At 70.3% G+C, this 16,936-nt stretch carries 18 protein-coding genes, 1 pseudogene and 1 riboswitch; of the genes and pseudogenes, 11 read left to right on the top strand and 8 right to left on the bottom strand.

Annotated elements, in window-relative coordinates; all coding sequences use genetic code 11:
* Positions 1 to 9: 9 nt before the first annotated feature.
* Both AC27IO_RS03045 and AC27IO_RS03040 read right to left on the bottom strand, forming a co-directional pair.
* On the bottom strand, positions 10 to 792 hold the full coding sequence (locus AC27IO_RS03045; RefSeq protein ID WP_372588176.1) for a GGDEF domain-containing protein: 783 nt from the start codon (positions 790 to 792) through the stop codon (positions 10 to 12).
* Between the two features lie 55 nt (positions 793 to 847).
* Positions 848 to 2,518, bottom strand: coding sequence for a SulP family inorganic anion transporter (locus AC27IO_RS03040; protein ID WP_498737215.1), 1,671 nt, complete (start codon positions 2,516 to 2,518; stop codon positions 848 to 850).
* Positions 2,519 to 2,667: 149 nt separating this feature from the next.
* On the opposite strand from AC27IO_RS03040, the gene AC27IO_RS03035 reads away from it, so the two are divergent.
* The 3 genes from AC27IO_RS03035 (at position 2,668) to AC27IO_RS03025 (ending at position 4,751) form a co-directional block, all read left to right on the top strand.
* Positions 2,668 to 3,129 carry a BON domain-containing protein gene (locus AC27IO_RS03035; RefSeq protein ID WP_284431196.1) on the top strand — a complete coding sequence of 154 codons (462 nt, stop codon included), beginning with the start codon at positions 2,668 to 2,670 and terminating at the stop codon, positions 3,127 to 3,129.
* Positions 3,130 to 3,241: 112 nt separating this feature from the next.
* Positions 3,242 to 4,465 carry a PLP-dependent transferase gene (locus AC27IO_RS03030; protein ID WP_498737213.1) on the top strand — a complete coding sequence of 408 codons (1,224 nt, stop codon included), beginning with the start codon at positions 3,242 to 3,244 and terminating at the stop codon, positions 4,463 to 4,465.
* Positions 4,466 to 4,574: 109 nt separating this feature from the next.
* Complete coding sequence (locus AC27IO_RS03025) at positions 4,575 to 4,751, top strand: hypothetical protein (protein ID WP_284399897.1); 177 nt, start codon at positions 4,575 to 4,577, stop codon at positions 4,749 to 4,751.
* A gap of 84 nt (positions 4,752 to 4,835) precedes the next feature.
* Here the strand turns inward: AC27IO_RS03025 and AC27IO_RS03020 are convergent, their stop codons facing one another.
* Complete coding sequence (locus AC27IO_RS03020) at positions 4,836 to 5,495, bottom strand: arylesterase (RefSeq protein ID WP_498737210.1); 660 nt, start codon at positions 5,493 to 5,495, stop codon at positions 4,836 to 4,838.
* Between the two features lie 15 nt (positions 5,496 to 5,510).
* On the opposite strand from AC27IO_RS03020, the gene AC27IO_RS03015 reads away from it, so the two are divergent.
* The 4 genes from AC27IO_RS03015 (at position 5,511) to ribB (ending at position 8,987) form a co-directional block, all read left to right on the top strand.
* Complete coding sequence (locus AC27IO_RS03015) at positions 5,511 to 6,206, top strand: ABC transporter ATP-binding protein (RefSeq protein ID WP_272569367.1); 696 nt, start codon at positions 5,511 to 5,513, stop codon at positions 6,204 to 6,206.
* A gap of 114 nt (positions 6,207 to 6,320) precedes the next feature.
* Positions 6,321 to 7,070: a 23S rRNA (guanosine(2251)-2'-O)-methyltransferase RlmB gene (gene rlmB / locus AC27IO_RS03010; RefSeq protein ID WP_317354365.1), complete on the top strand. Its 750-nt coding sequence runs from the start codon at positions 6,321 to 6,323 to the stop codon at positions 7,068 to 7,070.
* Positions 7,071 to 7,085: 15 nt separating this feature from the next.
* Entirely contained in the window at positions 7,086 to 7,904 is an 819-nt protein-coding gene (locus AC27IO_RS03005; RefSeq protein ID WP_487089606.1) for an SIR2 family NAD-dependent protein deacylase, read from the top strand.
* A 3-nt stretch (positions 7,905 to 7,907) separates the two neighbouring features.
* Positions 7,908 to 8,114, top strand: a riboswitch (FMN riboswitch).
* Positions 8,115 to 8,312: 198 nt separating this feature from the next.
* On the top strand, positions 8,313 to 8,987 hold the full coding sequence (gene ribB / locus AC27IO_RS03000; protein WP_498737236.1) for a 3,4-dihydroxy-2-butanone-4-phosphate synthase: 675 nt from the start codon (positions 8,313 to 8,315) through the stop codon (positions 8,985 to 8,987).
* A gap of 16 nt (positions 8,988 to 9,003) precedes the next feature.
* Here the strand turns inward: ribB and AC27IO_RS02995 are convergent, their stop codons facing one another.
* The 3 genes from AC27IO_RS02995 to AC27IO_RS02985 form a co-directional block, all read right to left on the bottom strand.
* Positions 9,004 to 9,963 (bottom strand): aldo/keto reductase, encoded by a 960-nt coding sequence (locus tag AC27IO_RS02995; RefSeq protein ID WP_498737207.1) that lies wholly within the window; start codon positions 9,961 to 9,963, stop codon positions 9,004 to 9,006.
* A gap of 217 nt (positions 9,964 to 10,180) precedes the next feature.
* The gene (locus tag AC27IO_RS02990; protein ID WP_498737205.1) at positions 10,181 to 10,780 is read right to left on the bottom strand and encodes a chromate transporter; all 600 of its coding nucleotides are present in this window, start codon (positions 10,778 to 10,780) and stop codon (positions 10,181 to 10,183) included.
* Positions 10,777 to 11,385: a chromate transporter gene (locus AC27IO_RS02985; RefSeq protein ID WP_498737203.1), complete on the bottom strand. Its 609-nt coding sequence runs from the start codon at positions 11,383 to 11,385 to the stop codon at positions 10,777 to 10,779. The genes AC27IO_RS02990 and AC27IO_RS02985 overlap by 4 nt, the downstream gene beginning before the upstream one ends.
* A 208-nt stretch (positions 11,386 to 11,593) precedes the next feature.
* Between AC27IO_RS02985 and AC27IO_RS02980 the strand changes: the two are divergent.
* The 4 genes and pseudogenes from AC27IO_RS02980 to AC27IO_RS02965 all read left to right on the top strand — a co-directional run.
* Positions 11,594 to 12,370 (top strand): annotated as a pseudogene (locus AC27IO_RS02980) (hypothetical protein); the annotation flags it as partial.
* 34 nt (positions 12,371 to 12,404) lie between these two features.
* Entirely contained in the window at positions 12,405 to 12,830 is a 426-nt protein-coding gene (locus AC27IO_RS02975) for a hypothetical protein (protein WP_487089612.1), read from the top strand.
* A gap of 2 nt (positions 12,831 to 12,832) precedes the next feature.
* The gene (locus AC27IO_RS02970; protein ID WP_284431188.1) at positions 12,833 to 13,129 is read left to right on the top strand and encodes a hypothetical protein; all 297 of its coding nucleotides are present in this window, start codon (positions 12,833 to 12,835) and stop codon (positions 13,127 to 13,129) included.
* A gap of 63 nt (positions 13,130 to 13,192) precedes the next feature.
* Entirely contained in the window at positions 13,193 to 14,038 is an 846-nt protein-coding gene (locus tag AC27IO_RS02965) for a fumarylacetoacetate hydrolase family protein (RefSeq protein ID WP_487089609.1), read from the top strand.
* 33 nt (positions 14,039 to 14,071) lie between these two features.
* Here the strand turns inward: AC27IO_RS02965 and AC27IO_RS02960 are convergent, their stop codons facing one another.
* On the bottom strand, positions 14,072 to 16,171 hold the full coding sequence (locus AC27IO_RS02960) for a TonB-dependent receptor family protein (RefSeq protein ID WP_498737201.1): 2,100 nt from the start codon (positions 16,169 to 16,171) through the stop codon (positions 14,072 to 14,074).
* Positions 16,171 to 16,872 (bottom strand): superoxide dismutase family protein, encoded by a 702-nt coding sequence (locus AC27IO_RS02955; protein ID WP_498737199.1) that lies wholly within the window; start codon positions 16,870 to 16,872, stop codon positions 16,171 to 16,173. The genes AC27IO_RS02960 and AC27IO_RS02955 overlap by 1 nt, the downstream gene beginning before the upstream one ends.
* Positions 16,873 to 16,936 lie beyond the last annotated feature (64 nt).

The raw sequence follows: 16,936 nt of genomic DNA, 5'->3' as shown, positions 1-16,936 counted from the left end.
TCTGGGCTTTCAATAGGCGCTGCCTGTGGAATCCATGGGCGGTGGCAGATCGCCCCATCCCGACGGAGTGTATAGCGGGCCGAAGAGCAGGCTCTTCTCCTCGGCACTGACGGTGCTGTCCGGCTGTTCTTCGATGCTGACGCGGTTGCGGCCGGCCATCTTGGCTTTATAGAGCTGGCTGTCGGCACGTTCGCTCCACAGGAGCGTCGTGCTGCGGATCCACTGCAGGGCGAAAGCCCCGCCGATGCTGACGGTGACGTTGAGGTCGACGGAGGGCGAGATGCGCACCGGCGTGCGCTCGATCGCGCGGCGGATGCGTTCCGCCACCACGCGGCCGAAGCCCGCCTGGCAGGCCGGCAGCACCACGGCGAACTCTTCGCCGCCGTACCGGGCCAGGGTGTCCATGGGGCGCACGCAGCCGTTCAGGGTGCGCGCCACCGACTGCAGGACGATGTCTCCGGCCAGATGGCCGTAGGTGTCGTTCACCCGCTTGAAATTGTCGATGTCGAGCATGAGCAGCAGCGCCGCCTCGCCCGCGCGGGTGACGCGGTCGATCTCGCGCTCCAGCACGGTGCGGAAGTGGCGCCGGTTGGCCAGCCCGGTGAGGGGATCCTTGAGCGACAGCTCGCACAGGCCATCGATCAAGCCCTGCAGGTAGTGCAGTGGCGTGTCGGAGGGCAAAGCAGCTTCCGAGCCCGCGGCCTGTGCAACCAACGCATGCGCTGTCGTCAGGCGCAGGTCGCGCAGGTTCACGAATTGAGGGGTCGCAGATTCAGTCACAAAATGCAACAAACAGTATGCACCGAGTGTAGCAGCGGGGGTGGCTTCTGGCCTCTGCGATCCTGGCTCATTCCGTTAATTGTTGCAACACCGCCAGTGCCTGCGCATCCGTGCGGTAGAGCGCGAGGCCCGGTCCCGCCTCCAGAAGCCCCGCCCGGCGCAGCACTTGCTCCACGGGCAGCTTGATGCCGCTCACGTGCAGTTGCCCCCCGCGGGAGGCGGCCAGTGTGCGCAGGCGGGCGAAGGTTTCCACGCCGGTCACGTCGATGCGGTTGATGGGTTGCGCAAAAAGGCACAGGTGCCGAATCTCCGGATGGGCAGCCCAGTGCTCGGCGATGCGGCGTTCCAGGGCCGCGGCGGACGCGAAGTCCAGTTCGGCATCCATCCGCAGGGCGAAGAGCCCCGGCGCGATGGGGGGCAAAAGCCACAGATGGCGGTCGCGCAGGCTGCCGTCCGGGTGCGGGGACACCTCGATGATGCGCGGGTGCAGGCGCTGGTAGAGAAAGAGCCCCAGGTTCAGCACCAGGCCGACCAGCACGCCCCAGTACATGCGGGGGGCCGTCGCCAGGGTCAGCGCGAAGGTGACGCCGCCGATGACCGTCTCCACCCGCGACACCCGCCACAACCGCAGCAGCGTGCCGGGCTTGATGAGGCTGGTCACCGCCGTCACCACCACCGCCGCCAGCACCGAATGGGGCACGTGGTACAGCGCCGGGGTGAGCCACAGCAGCACCGCCAGCACCAGCGCCAGGGCAAAAAGGGTGGCCCAGCCGCTCTTGGCGCCCGCGTAGAGGTTGATCGCCGAGCGCGAGAACGACGCGCTCGTGGCGAAGCTGCCGCACAGCCCCGAGCTCATCTTGGCCAGGCCGTGGGCGATCAGGTCCTGGTTTTCGTTCCAGCGCGTGCCGCCCTGCTGGTGTTCGACCTTGGCGCTGGAGGCGGTCTCCAGGAAGCTCACCAGCGTGACCACCAGCACTGGCAGCACCAGCGCGCCGAACTCGTCCCACGACAGCCAGCCGGGCCAGTAGGGCTGGGGCAGCCCGGCGGGCAGGTGGCCGACCACGGCGCCGTCGTGATCGGCATAGCCGATGGCCCAGCTGACCAGGGCCGCCAGCCCGACGATCACGATGGCCGCCGGAAACGTGGCGCGCCAGCGCCGCGCGGCCACCAGCAGCCCCAGGCTGCCCAGGCCGAAAGCCGCGGCCGTCAGGTCGAAATGGTGCAGCGACGGCGACACGGCCAGCGCGTTCCAGGTGGTGCGCAGCCCCAGCAGGTCCGGCAACTGGGAGGCCAGGATGAGCAGAGCCGCCGCCTGGGTGAAGCCGTTGAGCACGGGCGAGGTGACCAGATTGAGCAGCCAGCCGAACCGAGCCACCCCCAGCAGCATCTGCAGCAGGCCCGACAGCAGCGCCATCCAGGCGGCCAGCGCCACCCAGTGCGCACTGCCGGGCTCCGCCAGCCCGGTGAGCGAGGCGCCGATCAGCAGGCTGGTGAGCGCGGTGGGCCCCACGCCCAGGCGGGTGGAGGAGCTCCACAGCACCGCGATCAGCGCGGGCACCAGCGACGCGTAGATGCCGGTGATGACCGGCATGCCCGCCAGCGCTGCGTAGGCCACCCCCTGGGGCACCAGCATCAGGCCGACCGTCATCCCGGCCCAGAACTCCCCTCGCATCAGGTGGCGGCCCGGACGGGGCCAGGCCAGGAAAGGAAACCATCGGGAAAGGGACTGCAGACGCATCCCGCGATTGTCGCGCGGCGGGAGCGGGGCGCCAGCGGCCTCTCGACTGCCTTGTCCTACGCGAGCTTCGGCGCCTTCCCACCGGGTGCAGGGCGCTGCCAACCTAAAGTGCCCACCAGATTCCCCCATTTCCTGCAAGGAGGCCTCCCATGAACGAAACCCGTACTCCCCAAAGCCCCTCCCACCGGATGGTGAGCATTCTTTCGGCCACGCTGCTGGCTTTCGGACTGGCCGCCTGCGACAAGGCCGATGACCGCACGGTGGGCCAGCAGATCGACTCCGCCGTCGCCAAGAGCGGCCAGGTGGCCTCCGACGCCCAGCGCAAGATGGAAGCCGCCGCCAACGAGGCTGGCGATGCGACCCGCCAGGCCGCCGAGCGCGCCGCCGCGGTGATGGACGATGCCGGCATCACGGCCAAGGTGTCCGCCGGCCTGGCCCAGGACGCGGAACTGAGCGCCGTCAAGATCGACGTGGACACCCGCAACGGCATCGTGACGCTGAACGGTCCGGTCAAATCCAAGCAGGCCAGCGAGCGCGCCACGAACATCGCCCAGAACGTGCAGGGCGTGAACTCGGTGGTCAACCAGCTCACCATCTCCAGCGCCGGCTGATCTCCGGCCCGGCTTCTGCCAACCCAGCACGGGTGCCACGGCCATTCCACCGCGCGCATCCAGCCCACCCTCGGCGGGTGCGGCGGGTGCGCCGGGCGCTACCATGGCGCCCATGACTTCACCCGCCGACCTCGCCACCCGCATCGTCCACCACGACTACGTGCCCCCTGCGGGCTTCGCCGCGCCGCAGCCTGCGGTCTACAAGGCCTCCACGGTCATTTTTCCCAATGTGGCGGCCATGCGCGCCCGCGAGTGGAAGGACAAGACCAGCTACACCTACGGCCTGCACGGCACCCCCACCAGCTACCAGCTGGAAGAGCGACTGTGCGAATTGGAGGGCGGCAAGCAATGCCTGCTGGTGCCCAGTGGCCTCGCCGCCATCGCCAATGTCTCACTGGCGCTGCTGCGCGCCGGCGACGAGGTGCTCATTCCCGACAACGCCTACGGCCCGAACAAGGCGCTGGCCGAGGTGGAGTTGGCCCACTACGGCATCCGCCACGTGCTGTACGACCCGATGGACCCTGCCGACCTCGCCGCCCGGATCACGCCTGCGACGCGGCTGGTGTGGCTGGAGGCGCCGGGCTCGGTGACCCTGGAGTTCCCCGACCTGGTCGAGCAGGTGCGCATCTGCCGCGAGCGCGGCGTGGTCTGCGCCTTGGACAACACCTGGGGCGCGGGCCTGGCGTTCGCGCCCTTCGACCTGCGGGGCGACGGCCAGTGGGGCGTGGATGTGTCGGTGCATGCGCTCACCAAATACCCCAGCGGCGGCGGTGACGTGCTCATGGGCAGCATCGTCACGCGGGACCAGGCCCTGCACCTGCGCATGAAGCTGTGCCACATGCGCCTGGGGCTGGGCGTGGGCGCGAACGACGTCGAATCCGTGCTGCGCTCGCTGCCCAGCATCGGCCTGCGCTACCGCGCCCACGACGTGGCGGCGCGCGCGCTGGCCCGCTGGATGGGGGAGCAGCCTGCGGTGGCCCAGGTGCTGCACCCCGCGCTGGCGGGATCGCCCGGGCACGACCAATGGCGTGCGCTGTGCGCGGCCGATGGCGGGGAGGGCGGCGCGGCGGGCCTGTTCAGCGTGGTGATCGACCCCCGGTACTCCCAGGCGCAGGTGGACGCGTTCTGCGACCGGCTGCAATATTTCAAGCTGGGCTACAGCTGGGGTGGACCGATGAGCCTGGTCGTGCCGTACGAGCTGGCGACCATGCGCAGCCGCCCGACGCCGCAGCTCGTGCCCGGCACCGTGGTCCGTTTTTCGATCGGGCTGGAGGCCGAAGCCGATCTCCGCCGCGATCTGGCGCAGGCCCTGGCGCATGCCTTTCCCGCACCCTGACGCCCTGAGGAGTCCGGTGGCTGCGCCCGGTGCGGCGCAGTGGCCGGAAGACCCGGGGCCTTGAGGGCATGCTGTTACATTGACCGCTTCAATTCAGGAAGGTACTACCTTGGCAACACCCAACTACGGATACGAAAAGCGCCAGCGCGAGCTCGCCAAGAAGAAGAAAAAGGAAGAGAAGGCGCAAGCCAAGTCCCACCGCAAGGACGACCCGCGGGAAGGCCCCGCGCAGGACGACGGCCAGCAGAGCGCACCGCCCGCCGACGGCAACGCACCTGCGGCCTGATCTCTTAACGGCCCGCTGCAGCCGCACCGCCGGCCCAGGTCCAGGCGCTCCGCCCGGCGACCGGGCCCGCCAGGGCGCCGCCCGTCAGCGCAGCAGCTTGCGCAGCTCGGGCCACACGTTGGCCAGCATGGCCGGGTGGGCCTCGGCCTTGGGGTGGATGCGGTCGGGCTGGAACATGGCGGTCGGGTCGGCCGCATCGGCCACGCCCTTGAGCAGGAAGGGCACCAGCGCCGACTGGGTGTCCTTGGCCACGCTGGCGAAGGTGCCGGCAAAACGTTTCGCGTAATCGGTGCCGTAGTTGGGCGGCACCTGCATCCCCACGATGAGGACCTTGGCACCCGACTGTTTGGCCGCCTGGGCCATGGCCTTCAGGTTGTCGGCGGTGTTCTGCAGCGGCAACCCGCGCAAGGCGTCGTTGCCGCCCAGCTCGATCACGACATGGCTGGGCCGGTGCTGGGTCAACAGGGCCGGCAGGCGGGAGCGGCCCCCAGAGGTGGTGTCGCCGCTCACGCTGGCGTTCACGACCGTGGCGTCGATCTTCTCTTCGGCCAGCTTCTTTTCCAGCAGCGCCACCCAGCCCGTGCCGCGGGCCAGTCCGTACTCGGCGCTCAGCGAATCGCCCACCACCAGGATGACCGGCCTTGCCGCCGCAGCGGCCAGCGCAGCAGGGGCACAAAGCCCTGCGGCCGCGCCGGCCGCCAGGGCCGCGATAAAGTGACGCCGGTACAACAGATTTCGATTCACAGCAAAGCACCTTTCATGTCGGAAACTCCTTCCTTGCCCACCCACCCCATCATCGCCGTGGAGCACGTGCACAAGTCGGTGACGGACTCGACCGGCACCCTCGACATTCTGCGGGATATCGATTTCCGGCTGGCTGCGAGGGAAACCGCGGCCATCGTGGGCGCCTCGGGCTCGGGCAAGAGCACGCTGCTGTCAATCATCGCGGGGCTCGATACGCCCACCCGCGGCACCGTGCGCCTGGATGGGCAGGACCTGTTCGCCATCGACGAAGATGCCCGCGCCGCGCTGCGCGCGCAGAAAGTGGGCTTCGTGTTCCAGAGCTTCCAGCTCATGGGCAACCTGACCGCGCTGGAGAACGTCATGCTGCCGCTGGAGCTGGCCGACCGCCGCGACGCACGCAAGCTCGCAGCCGACATGCTGGGGCGCGTGGGGCTGGGCCAGCGCCTGTCGCACTACCCCAAGGTGCTGTCGGGCGGCGAGCAGCAGCGCGTGGCGCTGGCGCGGGCCTTCGTGGTCGAGCCGGCCGTGCTGCTGGCCGACGAGCCCACCGGCAGCCTGGACTTCGCCACGGGCGAGACCATCATGCGGCTGATGTTCGAGTTGAACCGCGAGCAGGGCACCACGCTCGTGCTCGTCACGCACGACCGGGGCATCGCCGCGCAGTGCGAGCGGCGCATCACCATCGACGCGGGGCGCGTGTCCGAGGCCTGAGGCTTTCGTAGGGGCTTTGGGCCGTTTGTGCCCTGTGCCGGGATATTGCATGCCTTGGTTGCTATCAAATAAATAGCAATCGGTCGCTCGGCCCGTGGCGCGGATAATCCCCGCATGTCCAGCCCCAAAGTCCTCTTCGGCTTCCACGCCGTCGGCGTGCGCCTGAAGACTGCGCCGCAATCCATCATCGAGATCTACTACGAGGCCACGCGGCGCGATGCCCGCATGCGCCAGTTCCTCGACCGCGCCAACGCCGCCGGCGCGCGCCTCATCGAAGCCGACAGCGCGCGCATCGCCAAGCTGGCGGGCAGCCAGGGCCACCAGGGTGTGGCGGCGCGGGTGGAGCCGGTGGCCCTGGCCACCTCGCTCGACGAGCTGCTCGAAGACCTGGAAGCCTCCGGCGTCGCCCAGCCCCTGCTGCTGGTGCTGGACGGCGTGACCGATCCGCACAACCTGGGCGCCTGCCTGCGGGTGGCCGACGGCGCCGGCGCGCAGGCCGTGATCGCGCCCAAGGACCATGCGGTGGGCCTGAACGCCACGGTGGCCAAGGTGGCCAGCGGTGCCGCAGAGACGGTGCCGTATTTCATGGTGACCAACCTCGCGCGCACCCTGAACGAGCTCAAGGAGCGCAACATCTGGTGCATCGGCACCAGCGACGATGCGCCCAAGACCATCTACCAGGTGGACCTGAAAGGCCCCGTGGCCCTGGTGCTGGGCGCGGAGGGCGACGGCATGCGCCAGCTCACGCGCAAGACCTGCGACGAGCTGGTCTCGATCCCCATGAAAGGCGCGGTGGAGAGCCTGAACGTGTCGGTGGCCAGCGGCGTGTGCCTGTACGAGGCGCTGCGCCAGCGTACGCCTTGAACCGGTCTTTTCGCCATGCCGCGCTTGCCGCAGCCTGATCCTGAAGGCGCCTGGAGCGGCTCGGGCGACCTGCATACCGCCATCGCCTGGGTCGACGCAGCGCAGCGCATCGTGGTGCTGACCGGCGCGGGCGTGAGCGCCGAGTCCGGCGTGCCCACATTCCGCGATGCGCAGACCGGACTGTGGGCGCAGGTGCGCCCCGAAGATATGGCCAGCGAGCCCGGCTTTCGCGCCGATCCCGCGGGTGTCTGGGCGTGGTACGAGCACCGCCGCGCGCTGCTGCAGGGCGTGCAGCCCAATGCGGGCCACCGGGCGCTGGCGGACTTTGCCCGGCGCCATCCCGGCCGCCTCACGCTCGTCACGCAGAACGTGGATGGCCTGCACCAGATGGCCGGCAGCGAGGGCGTGCTGTGCCTGCATGGCGAGCTGCGCGGCAACCGCTGGCTGGACGATCCGCGCGGCTGCTGCGACATGGCCCACGCCGAGGCCGGCGCACCACCGCGCTGCGCCACCTGCGGCAATCTCGTGCGCCCGGCCGTGGTGTGGTTCGGCGAGTCGTTGCCGATCGACATCCTCGGTCAGGCGGAGGAGGCGGTCAGCGCCTGCGACCTGATGCTGGTCGTGGGCACGGCCGGCGCCGTGTATCCCGCGGCCGGCCTCGCCCACATGGCCCGGCGCATCGGGGCGCGCGTGGTCATCGTCAACCCGGCGCCGAGCGAACTCGACGGCACGGCCCATGCGGTGCTGCGCGGTCCGTCGGCTGAAGTCTTGCCCCTGCTGCTGGGCCGGGATCGCCCGGCAGGCGACACGCCACCGGCGGCAGCGCCGCGATAATCGCACGGTCTTCAGGGCGGGGTGGAATTCCCCACCGGCGGTAGGCGGTGCGGGAGGTCTCCCCGCGCCGCGAGCCCGCGAGCGCTCCGCATGCGTCCTTCGGGATGGGCGGAGGTCAGCAGACCCAGTGCGACGCGGCTCCAAGGAACACGGTTCCTGGCCCGTCCAGTCTGGGGCCGACGGTCACAGTCCGGATGAAAGAAGATGGGGCGCGCAGCCATGCGCGCCCTGGTGCCTGCGCGCGCCTGCCATTCGGGCGTGCGCCGGTGCTTCTTGCATGCCTTGAGGCGTTTCCTCACCTTCCAGGAGCGTTTCATGAACACCGCCGTTTCCGTTTTTTCTTCCTTTTCCTCTTTCCCTTCCACGCCTGTGGCCGTGGCCGTCGATCACGGCGTGCAGCTGGCGCCCATGCCCGAGGTCATCGCCGCCATTGCCGCGGGCCGTCCCGTGCTCGTCATGGACGATGCCGACCGCGAGAACGAGGCCGACCTCGTCTGCGCGGCCGACAACCTCACCGAAGCCACCATGGCCCTGATGATCCGCGAGGGCAGCGGCATCGTCTGCCTGTGCCTCACGCCCGGTCATGCGGGCGCCTTGGGCCTGCGGCCGATGGTGGAGGTCAACCGGTCCTCGTTCGCCACCGCCTTCACCCAGTCCATCGAGGCGGCCCATGGCGTGAGCACGGGCGTGTCGGCGGCCGACCGGGTGCAGACGATCCGCTGCGCCCTGCAGGTACCGGCGCCCGGCGGTGCCCCGCAGATCGTCAGCCCCGGCCATGTCTTTCCGCTGGTGGCACGCCCGGGCGGGGTGCTGGAGCGCACCGGCCACACCGAGTCGGCCGTGGACCTGGCGCGCCTGGCCGGCCGCGCACCCGCCGGGGTGCTGTGCGAGCTGATGAATCCGGATGGCAGCATGGCCCGCGGTGCGGACGTGGCGCGGTTCGCCCAGGCCCACGGTCTGCTGTGCACGACCGTGCAGGCGCTGGTGGCGCATCGGCAGGGATTGCAGGCCTTCGCGGAAGAATGCGGGCAGGGCGGCGGCAGAGTGCCCGCCGCCCATGCGGCGGTCGGCGAACCCGCTTGATGGCCTCCGGGGCCCCTCAGGCCGCTTCGGCGCTGGCCTGGCTCAGCGATTCGAGCGCATCCGCATCCAGCTTCAGACTGGCGGCCTGCACCAGTTCCTGCAGTTGGTCCAGCGACGATGCGCTGGCGATGGGCGCGGTGATGCCGGGCTGCGCCATCTGCCACGCGATCGCCACCTGGCCGGGAGTGACCTCATAGCGCTCGGCCACCTGGTCGAGTTCGGCCAGGATGCGCAGGCCCCGGTCGTTCAGGTAGGTCTGCACCACCTTGGCGCCGCGCGGGCTCTTATCCACGTCCGCCGCGCTGCGGTACTTGCCGGTCAGGAAGCCGGCGGCCAGCGCGTAGAAGTTGATCACGCCCACGCCCTTTTCCAGGCACAGGGGGCGCAGCTCTTTCTCGAACACGTCGCGGTCGTACAGGTTGTACAGCGGCTGCAGGCTTTCGTAGCGCGGCACGCCCAGGCGCTCGCTGGTGTCCAGGGCCTCGGCCAGGCGCTTCGCGGAATGGTTGGAGGCGCCGATCGCGCGCACCTTGCCTTCGCGGATCAGGTCGGCGTAGGTGCCCAGGGTTTCCTCCAGCGGGGTACCGGCATCGTCATCGTGAGACTGATAGAGGTCGATCACGTCGGTGTGCAGGCGCCGCAGCGAGTCGTCCACCGCGCGGCGGATGTAGTCGCCGCCCAGACCCACCTTGCCACCGCCCATGTCCTTGCCCACCTTGGTGGCCAGCACGATGCGGTCGCGCTTGCCGCTGCGCTTGAGCCACTGGCCGATCATGGCTTCGGACTCGCCGCCCATGTGCCCCGGCGCCCAGCGCGAGTACACGTCGGCGGTGTCGATGAAATTGAAACCCGCGTCCACCCAGGCATCGAGCAGCGAGAACGTGGTGGGCTCGTCCACCGTCCAGCCGAACACGTTGCCGCCGAAGCACAGTGGCGAAACCTGCAGGCCCGAACGGCCGAGGGGGCGAAATTGCATGGGGGACTCCTTGGATTGCGGAAAAGACAGGCCCGATGCGAATCGGGCCACGAAGAAAACGGGGTGCGGCAGCAGGCCCGGGGATGCCCGGCCAACGCCGATGGCGAAGGTGCCAAAGCCATTGTTGCGGCATACGCCACCCGGCGCGGTAAGACGACCGCTGAATCTTCACGCCCCTGGAGTCAGCACGGACTGTTAAATCCACGGGCGCGCCTGGTCATACCACGCCCAGCGCCCCCAGCACCGCACCCGCCGCCAGCAGCCACAGCAGGTGAAGCCGGGTGCGCCATACCACCAGCGCGCACGCGCCACTCAGCAGCCACAGGCGCAGGTCGGTGCCGGCGCCATGGTGCACGCTGCCCAGCAGCCAGGCGGTGGCCAGCAGCAGGCCGATCACCACGGGCGCCAGCCCCTGCTTGAAGGCGCGCACGCTGCGCCGGTGCCTGTTGCGGTGGCCCCAGCGCGTGGCCAGCCAGGTCAGCACCGTGCTGGGCAGCATGATGCCCACCAGGCTCAGCGCCATGCCCAGCGTGGCCGCGGCCCAGCCCGCCGCGCCCGGCCCGCCGGCGTTCAGGCCCACGTTCCAGCCCAGCAGGCCGACGAAGAGCACGTTGGGCCCCGGCGCGGCCTGGGCGATGGCGACCGAGGCGTTGAACTGCACGTCGGTGATCCAGCCCTGCCGTTCCACCAGATACCGGTGCATGTCGGGCGCGGCGGCAATGGCCCCACCCACTGCCAGCAGCGAGATGGAGGCGTAGTAGAGGAACAGATTCAGCCAGTCCACCGGCTGCAGGGCGAGCATGGGGGCCGGCGTCATGGGGCGATCTTCCGCCAGGTCACAGCGCATGCCGCGCCGCCCACCACGGGCAGCACCCAGGCCAGCGGCCAGCGCAGCAGCGCCATGGTGCCGAAGGTCGCGGCCACGAAGGCCCACCCGGCCACCGGGCCCAGCGGGTGCGTGCGCAATGCCCCCGCCATCCGCAGCGCCACGCCGCCGACCAGGCCAGCCGCCACCGCTCCCATGCCGCGCAAGGCGCCACTCACGGCGGGGTGGCCGGAAAACTGCGCATACACCACGGCCAGCGCCAGCACCAGCAGCAAGGGAAACAGCAGCATGCCCGCCAGTGCCACCAGGGCGCCACGCAGTCCGAAATAGCGATCGCCGACCACCACGGCGAGGTTGACCACGTTGGGCCCCGGCAGGATCTGCGCCACGGCCCAGTCTTCGAGAAATTCCTCATTGGTGAGCCACCCCTTGCGGTCCACCAGCTCGCGCTGCACCACGGCCAGCACGCCGCCGAAGCCCTGCAGCGCCAGGAGGGTGAACGACCAGAACAGGTCGGCCAGATGGGCCGGGCGGGGCCGGTCGGCCGCTGCAGGCGGCAGCGTGGAGGGGGCCGGGGGTGCGGGTGAACGGGGCATGGCGGATTCGGGGCGGAAAGGAGCCGGGAGCGGGTGGTGGTTCGGGCCGATATTACGGCGCATGGCGGATGCCCGCCCTGGCGATGAGCGAAGTTTGGTGTGGCACCCTGGCCCCGCGCTGTGAGGGCGGGCAGGGGTTCGCGGAACCTGCCTGATCTTCGCGCGTGGGATGGCACCGCCGAGTGGCTGCCGCTAACTTGCCGGGCCTATGATTCATCGCCTTGCCGCTCGGGCGCGCGTGCCGCGCCATCCCCTCGCCAGACTGACATCGGGGCCCCCGCTGCCGGCGGGCTCCACGCTGAAATCGCAGAGCGGCTCCCCTGAGTTGAAGGCAGCCCCTCGCAGCGCAGGCCACGGGGCCCTGTCCCCGGTCCGTTCCGCGGCCTCGGCACTGCGAAGCCTGTCTGCCAGGCGAACCACCCATTCCGCGGCCTCCAATGGCGCATACGCCAACGGCTCCGTGGAGATGTTCGCGGTCGGCACGCTGCCGCCCGTCGGGCCCGGGCGATGGGCCTACCTGGCCGATCCGGCCCACTGGCAGCCCGAGCGCCGCAAGCTGCACGATGCGCTGATCGATGACTCCTTTCGCAAGGCCTCTGTCTTCGCGGAATGCGTGGAGCGGTCGGGCTGCGATCCGACACTGTTCGCCTTGCGCGGCAATACGGCTGCCGGAAAGACCCGGCTGGCCCGATCGGCCGTGCCGGCCCTGGCCGACGCCCTGCAGGAAAGCGGCGGGGGCAGCATCAATCCGGACGCGTTCAAACCGCGGCTCAGGAAGGCGCACGGCCAGCCCCGACTGACCCCGGCCAACGTGCACGCGGAGTCGTGCGTGCTCGCCGACCGGCTGGAACGCCAGATCGCCACAAGGAAGACCGCGAGCGGAAAGCCGGCCAGCATGCTGGTCGACAAACGGCTGGGCGGAGCGCACGAAGTCGCCAGCTACATCGCACTGTCCGAGCACACCGGCCGCCAGGTCGAGATGTACGACATCGACACCCCTCTGGAGCGTTCGCTGCTGGGTGTCCTGCAACGCAAGCCCGACGGGGACGATCCGCGCCCCCCCCTATGCCGCCGTCGTCGCCGGCTACTCCGCCGTTCGCGGCAATCGCCTGGACGTCATCGACCAGTTCCTGGCGAAGCCGCAGATCGGCACCTACCACCTGATGGGCACGTTGGCGACGGGAGAGAAGGCGCCTGTCGCGACCGTTGCGAACGGGGAGCTGACGATCCACGACGCGGACCAATACGCCGAGATCGTGGCGCTCTCCGACTTGCCCGCCAGCGACATGGGCGAACAGGTGATCGACGACGGGACGATCAGGCAGCTGACGCACGCCATGCCCGCCGCCATCGCCGAGACCGCTCGCGAAGCCTTGCAGAAATATGCCGGCCTGTCGTGGTCCCAGGCGCTGGGAATCCACTGCACGCTGAATGGACAAGATTGAAGATGACCCAACTCAAAGGCGAAGCCGCCCTGGCTTTTCATCGGCAACTCAGGGAACGTGCACAGCAGCAGCGGACGGCGCGGCTGCAGGCCGCCAAGGCGCAGGCCGCATCGAGCGGCAAGGAGGCCTTCGACCTCGGGAAGCTCCAGACGCTTTACGATACGACGCAGCGCGGCCGCTGGATCGATCTCGCGCAGCAGGCGGTGGGCTACGAGTACCTGTACTACGTGGAGTATCCGCAGGTGTCTGACCTGCAGGCATTTGCCCGCAGCCTGGACGAGATCGACTACTGGTCGTGATGCTTCGGACGGGCGCCCGCCGCCCGCTTCCGCGTCTGGAATCTTCCACCGGTAGGAGACACTTTGAAACTGATCCGATATGGCCAGCCGGGCGCGGAGCGCGCCGGGCTCGTCGATGCGCAAGGCATTGTCCGGGACCTGTCCATGCTGCTGCCCGACATCGGCCCCGCCCAGCTGTCGCCCCGCACCCTGGCCGCCCTCGCGGCGCTGGACACGTCGCGCCTGCCCGTGGTGCCCGAATCGGAGCGCCTGGGCTGCCCGGTGGCGCGCGTGGGCAAGATCGTGTGCGTGGGGCTCAACTATGCCGACCATGCGGCCGAAGCGGGCCTGGCTGCGCCGGCCGAGCCCGTGCTGTTCATGAAAGCCACCACCGCGCTGAGCGGGCCCACGGACCCGGTGCGCATCCCGCCCGGCGCGCTGAAGGCCGACTGGGAGGTGGAGCTGGGCATCGTGATCGGCACGCGCGCGCAGCATGTGGCCGAAGACGCGGCGCTGCAGCATGTGGCGGGCTACGTGCTGGCCAACGACGTATCCGAGCGCAGCTACCAGATGGAGCGCGGCGGTCAGTGGGACAAAGGCAAGGCCTACGACACGTTCGCGCCCATCGGACCCTGGCTGGTCACGGCCGACGAGGTGCCCGACCCGCACGCCATCGGCCTGTGGCTGGAGGTGAACGGCGAGCGCATGCAGGACGGGAACACGCGCAACTTCATCTTCGGGGTGCCCCGGGTGCTGTCGTACATCAGCCAGTTCATGACGCTGGAGCCGGGCGACATCGTGCTCACCGGCACGCCGGCGGGCGTGGGGCTGGGCAAGAAGCCCGCACCGCGCTTTCTGCGGCCGGGCGACGTGATGCGGCTGGGGGCCACGGGCCTGGGCGAGCAGCGCCTGGTGTGCGAGGGCGGCTGAGCCGATCCGGGCCCTGCGCCCCGGGCAGGGCGGCTACAGGAACTGCGCGCGCAGCCCTACCATGATGCGCCGTCCCGCCGCGGGCTCGAAGAAGCGCCCGTTGCCGTCGTTCACGATGAGCGAGCCCGCGTAGCGGCGGTCGAACAGGTTGTCCAGCCGCGCCCAGGCCTGCCAGCGCGTGTCCCCGGTGCGAAAGGCATAGCCCGCCCGCAGGCCCGCCACGGCGAATCCGGCGGCGGCCTCGGTGTTCACATCGTTGGCGTACACCTTGCCGGACACGTCCAGCGTCGCGCCCCATTGCCATGCCGGCGACAGGGCGTGGTCCAGCGCCAGTTGCACGGTCTGGCGCGCCGTGCCCGGCAGCCGGTTGCCCGAGGGCACGGTGGCGCCGCCCGCCACGGCGTAGGGACTGTCGAAGGACGCATCGAGGTACGTGTAGGCCACGCGCGGCTTGAAGGCACCGGACTGGGCGCTCCACGCCAGCTCCAGCCCGCGCCGGCGCACCCGGTCGGCGTTCTGGTACACGGTGCGCCCGTTCACGGTGGCCGCCGGCACGATCTCGTCCCGGCTTTGCGCGTCGAACCAGGCCGCGTCGATGCGGTACACCGTTCCCTGCCACTTGGCGCCGACCTCCATCTGCCGGCTGCGCGAGGCGTTCAGGCCGTAGTTGGGGCCGGTGTTGCCGGTGCTGTAGGCCATCTCGGCCAGGGTGGGCGTCTCGAAGCCTCGGCCGATGTTGGCGTACAGGTTGAGCTGGTCGGTGGCACTCCATACCAGGCCCAGCACGGGACTAGTCTGCCGCCAGGTGCGCTGGCCGCTGTCGTCAGGGTTGGCGGCGGTGATGAAGCGGTCGTTGACGCTCGCGCGCACGCGGCTGGCGCGCACCCCGGCCACGGCGCGCCAGGTGGGTGTGAGCCAGGCGTCCACTTGGGCGAACCAATCGGTGTTGCCCGCGCGGTCCTGCTCGTCGCGCCGCAGCGCGCCGGGCGTGCCGTTGTTGTTGACCCGGCCCTGGCGGTGCTCGGACAGGCGGTCGGCGTCCAGCCCCAGCGTCCAGGTCAGGGGCAGGCCGGAGGCGCGCCGCACGGTGTGCGTCCAGGCCATGCCCAGGCCGTAGTAGTCGCGGTCCAGGTCCACGACGCCGCCTGCGCTGCTGGCCGCGGCGCCGCTGAACGACAGGAATTGCGTGAGCGTGCGCGTGCCGCCATAGGCGCGCACCCGAACGCTGTCGGCCGCGCCGAGTTGCCGCTCCAGCACCACGCCGAACTGGTTTTGCGCCACGGATTTGCGCGTGCCGAAGTCCGTCGCCACGGCCGGTGCCTGGCGCGGATCGGCCTCGAACTGTGCCCGGGTCAGGCCCAGCGGGTCCTGCGCCAGGGGCTGGTCATAGAGATTGAGCAACGCGGTGATCCGGGTGTCGGCATCGGGCCGGGCCACCAGCTTGCCGTTGAGGTGCGTGCGCCGCGCCGCGCTGTGGTCGCGCGCGCCGTCGGTCTCGAAGTGCGACACATCCACCAGCCCGCCGAGCGTGCGGTCGCCGAAGTCGAGCGAGGCATCCACCAGCCGCTGCCCGAACGAGCCCGCCGCCACCGACGCGCCGGCACCGCCGCCTTCGCGCGGCTCCCGGGTGGTGACCTGCAGCACGCCGCCCGCCGCGTTGCCGTAGAGTTGGGCCAGCGGCCCGCGCAGCACCTCGACCTGCGAGGCCGACTGCAGTTGCGCCGTGGCCGCCTGGCCCTGGCCGTCCGGCATGGTGGCCGGAATGCCGTCCACCAGGATGCGCACCCCGCGCACGCCGAAGGTGGAGCGCGCACCGAAGCCGCGCACCGCGATCTGCAGGTCCTGCGCGTAGTTCTGCCGGTCCAGCGCCACCACGCCCGCCTGGGCCGCGAGCAACTCGGACAGGTTCACCAGCGGGCTGGGGGTGGAAAACGCATCGACCGCCACGCTGGTGTGGCTGGCCGCGGCATCGAAGCGGCGCTGCGCCTCGGCCTGGCCGGGCACCTGCACGGCCGGGAGCGTGGCCGTTGGCGGGTCCTGCGGAGGAACGTTTTGGGCCCGTGCGAACCCGGCAGATGCCAGCGCGCAGCACCACAAAGCGGCCTGGGGCACCGCGCGCCGCGCGCGGCGCATCAACGGACCAGCAGGGAGGGAGCCGCGGCCTTGTCGCCCACCACGGTGCTGGCCGGTGCGGGCTGGACCAGGCCGCACAGCAGCCGGCCGCCGGAATTGCCGGCAGGGTTGGTGGTGTAGTCGTCTTCCTTTTCGTGCACGACCAGTGAGCGGCCCACCACCGAGGTCTTGCCCGGCGTGAGCGAGACGTTGGCGTTCACGAAACGCACGCTGCCCCGGCCGTCGTCGCCCACGGTGATGTTGGGCAGTTCGCCCGCATGGGCCTCGTGCGAGGGCTGGCCGGGATGGCCGTGCTTCTTGGCCATGCCGGGGTCGAAGTGGCCGCCGGCACCGCCGAACGCGATGGTCTGGCCGGTGGTGGCGTCCGGTCCCGGCGAACAGGCGCCATTGGCATGGATGTGAAAGCCGTGCTTGCCCGGCGACAGGCCCTGCACCTGGATGGCCACCTCCACGCCCGCGGCGGTTTCGGTCAGGACGGCATTGCCGGCCGGCGCGCCTTCGGGCGTGACCAGGCGTGCGGTGGCGGTGGCGCGTTCCAGGCCCGGCACGGGGGTCTTGGCGACGGCGGAGCGGGAGTTGTCCGAGGCGCTGCCGGCGCAGCCCGCCAGGAACAGGGCGGCCGCCACGGCGGCAGTGCTGGCAGCGAGGGTGCCGCGGCGTTGGAATGAAGCGCGGGATGGGCTGGAAGGAAGAGGGGCCATGGAATTCTCCTGGGAAGGGTGCGTCGGGATCGACGAAAAGAATGGTGAAGGAAGCGGCAGGGAC

Source organism: Acidovorax sp. KNOB132 (assembly GCF_057541515.1).
This window is presented reverse-complemented; position numbering and strand designations above follow the sequence as displayed.

Excerpts from the sequence above, each read along its gene's own strand:
- AC27IO_RS03040 (WP_498737215.1), bottom strand. The coding sequence starts at position 2,518 with ATGCGTCTGCAGTCCCTTTCCCGATGGTTTCCTTTCCTGGCCTGGCCC.
- AC27IO_RS03035 (WP_284431196.1), top strand. The coding sequence starts at position 2,668 with ATGAACGAAACCCGTACTCCCCAAAGCCCCTCCCACCGGATGGTGAGC.
- AC27IO_RS03030 (WP_498737213.1), top strand. The coding sequence starts at position 3,242 with ATGACTTCACCCGCCGACCTCGCCACCCGCATCGTCCACCACGACTAC.
- AC27IO_RS03015 (WP_272569367.1), top strand. The coding sequence starts at position 5,511 with ATGTCGGAAACTCCTTCCTTGCCCACCCACCCCATCATCGCCGTGGAG.
- rlmB (WP_317354365.1), top strand. The coding sequence starts at position 6,321 with ATGTCCAGCCCCAAAGTCCTCTTCGGCTTCCACGCCGTCGGCGTGCGC.
- AC27IO_RS03005 (WP_487089606.1), top strand. The coding sequence starts at position 7,086 with ATGCCGCGCTTGCCGCAGCCTGATCCTGAAGGCGCCTGGAGCGGCTCG.
- ribB (WP_498737236.1), top strand. The coding sequence starts at position 8,313 with ATGCCCGAGGTCATCGCCGCCATTGCCGCGGGCCGTCCCGTGCTCGTC.
- AC27IO_RS02995 (WP_498737207.1), bottom strand. The coding sequence starts at position 9,963 with ATGCAATTTCGCCCCCTCGGCCGTTCGGGCCTGCAGGTTTCGCCACTG.
- AC27IO_RS02990 (WP_498737205.1), bottom strand. The coding sequence starts at position 10,780 with ATGACGCCGGCCCCCATGCTCGCCCTGCAGCCGGTGGACTGGCTGAAT.
- AC27IO_RS02985 (WP_498737203.1), bottom strand. The coding sequence starts at position 11,385 with ATGCCCCGTTCACCCGCACCCCCGGCCCCCTCCACGCTGCCGCCTGCA.
- AC27IO_RS02970 (WP_284431188.1), top strand. The coding sequence starts at position 12,833 with ATGACCCAACTCAAAGGCGAAGCCGCCCTGGCTTTTCATCGGCAACTC.
- AC27IO_RS02960 (WP_498737201.1), bottom strand. The coding sequence starts at position 16,171 with ATGCGCCGCGCGCGGCGCGCGGTGCCCCAGGCCGCTTTGTGGTGCTGC.
- AC27IO_RS02955 (WP_498737199.1), bottom strand. The coding sequence starts at position 16,872 with ATGGCCCCTCTTCCTTCCAGCCCATCCCGCGCTTCATTCCAACGCCGC.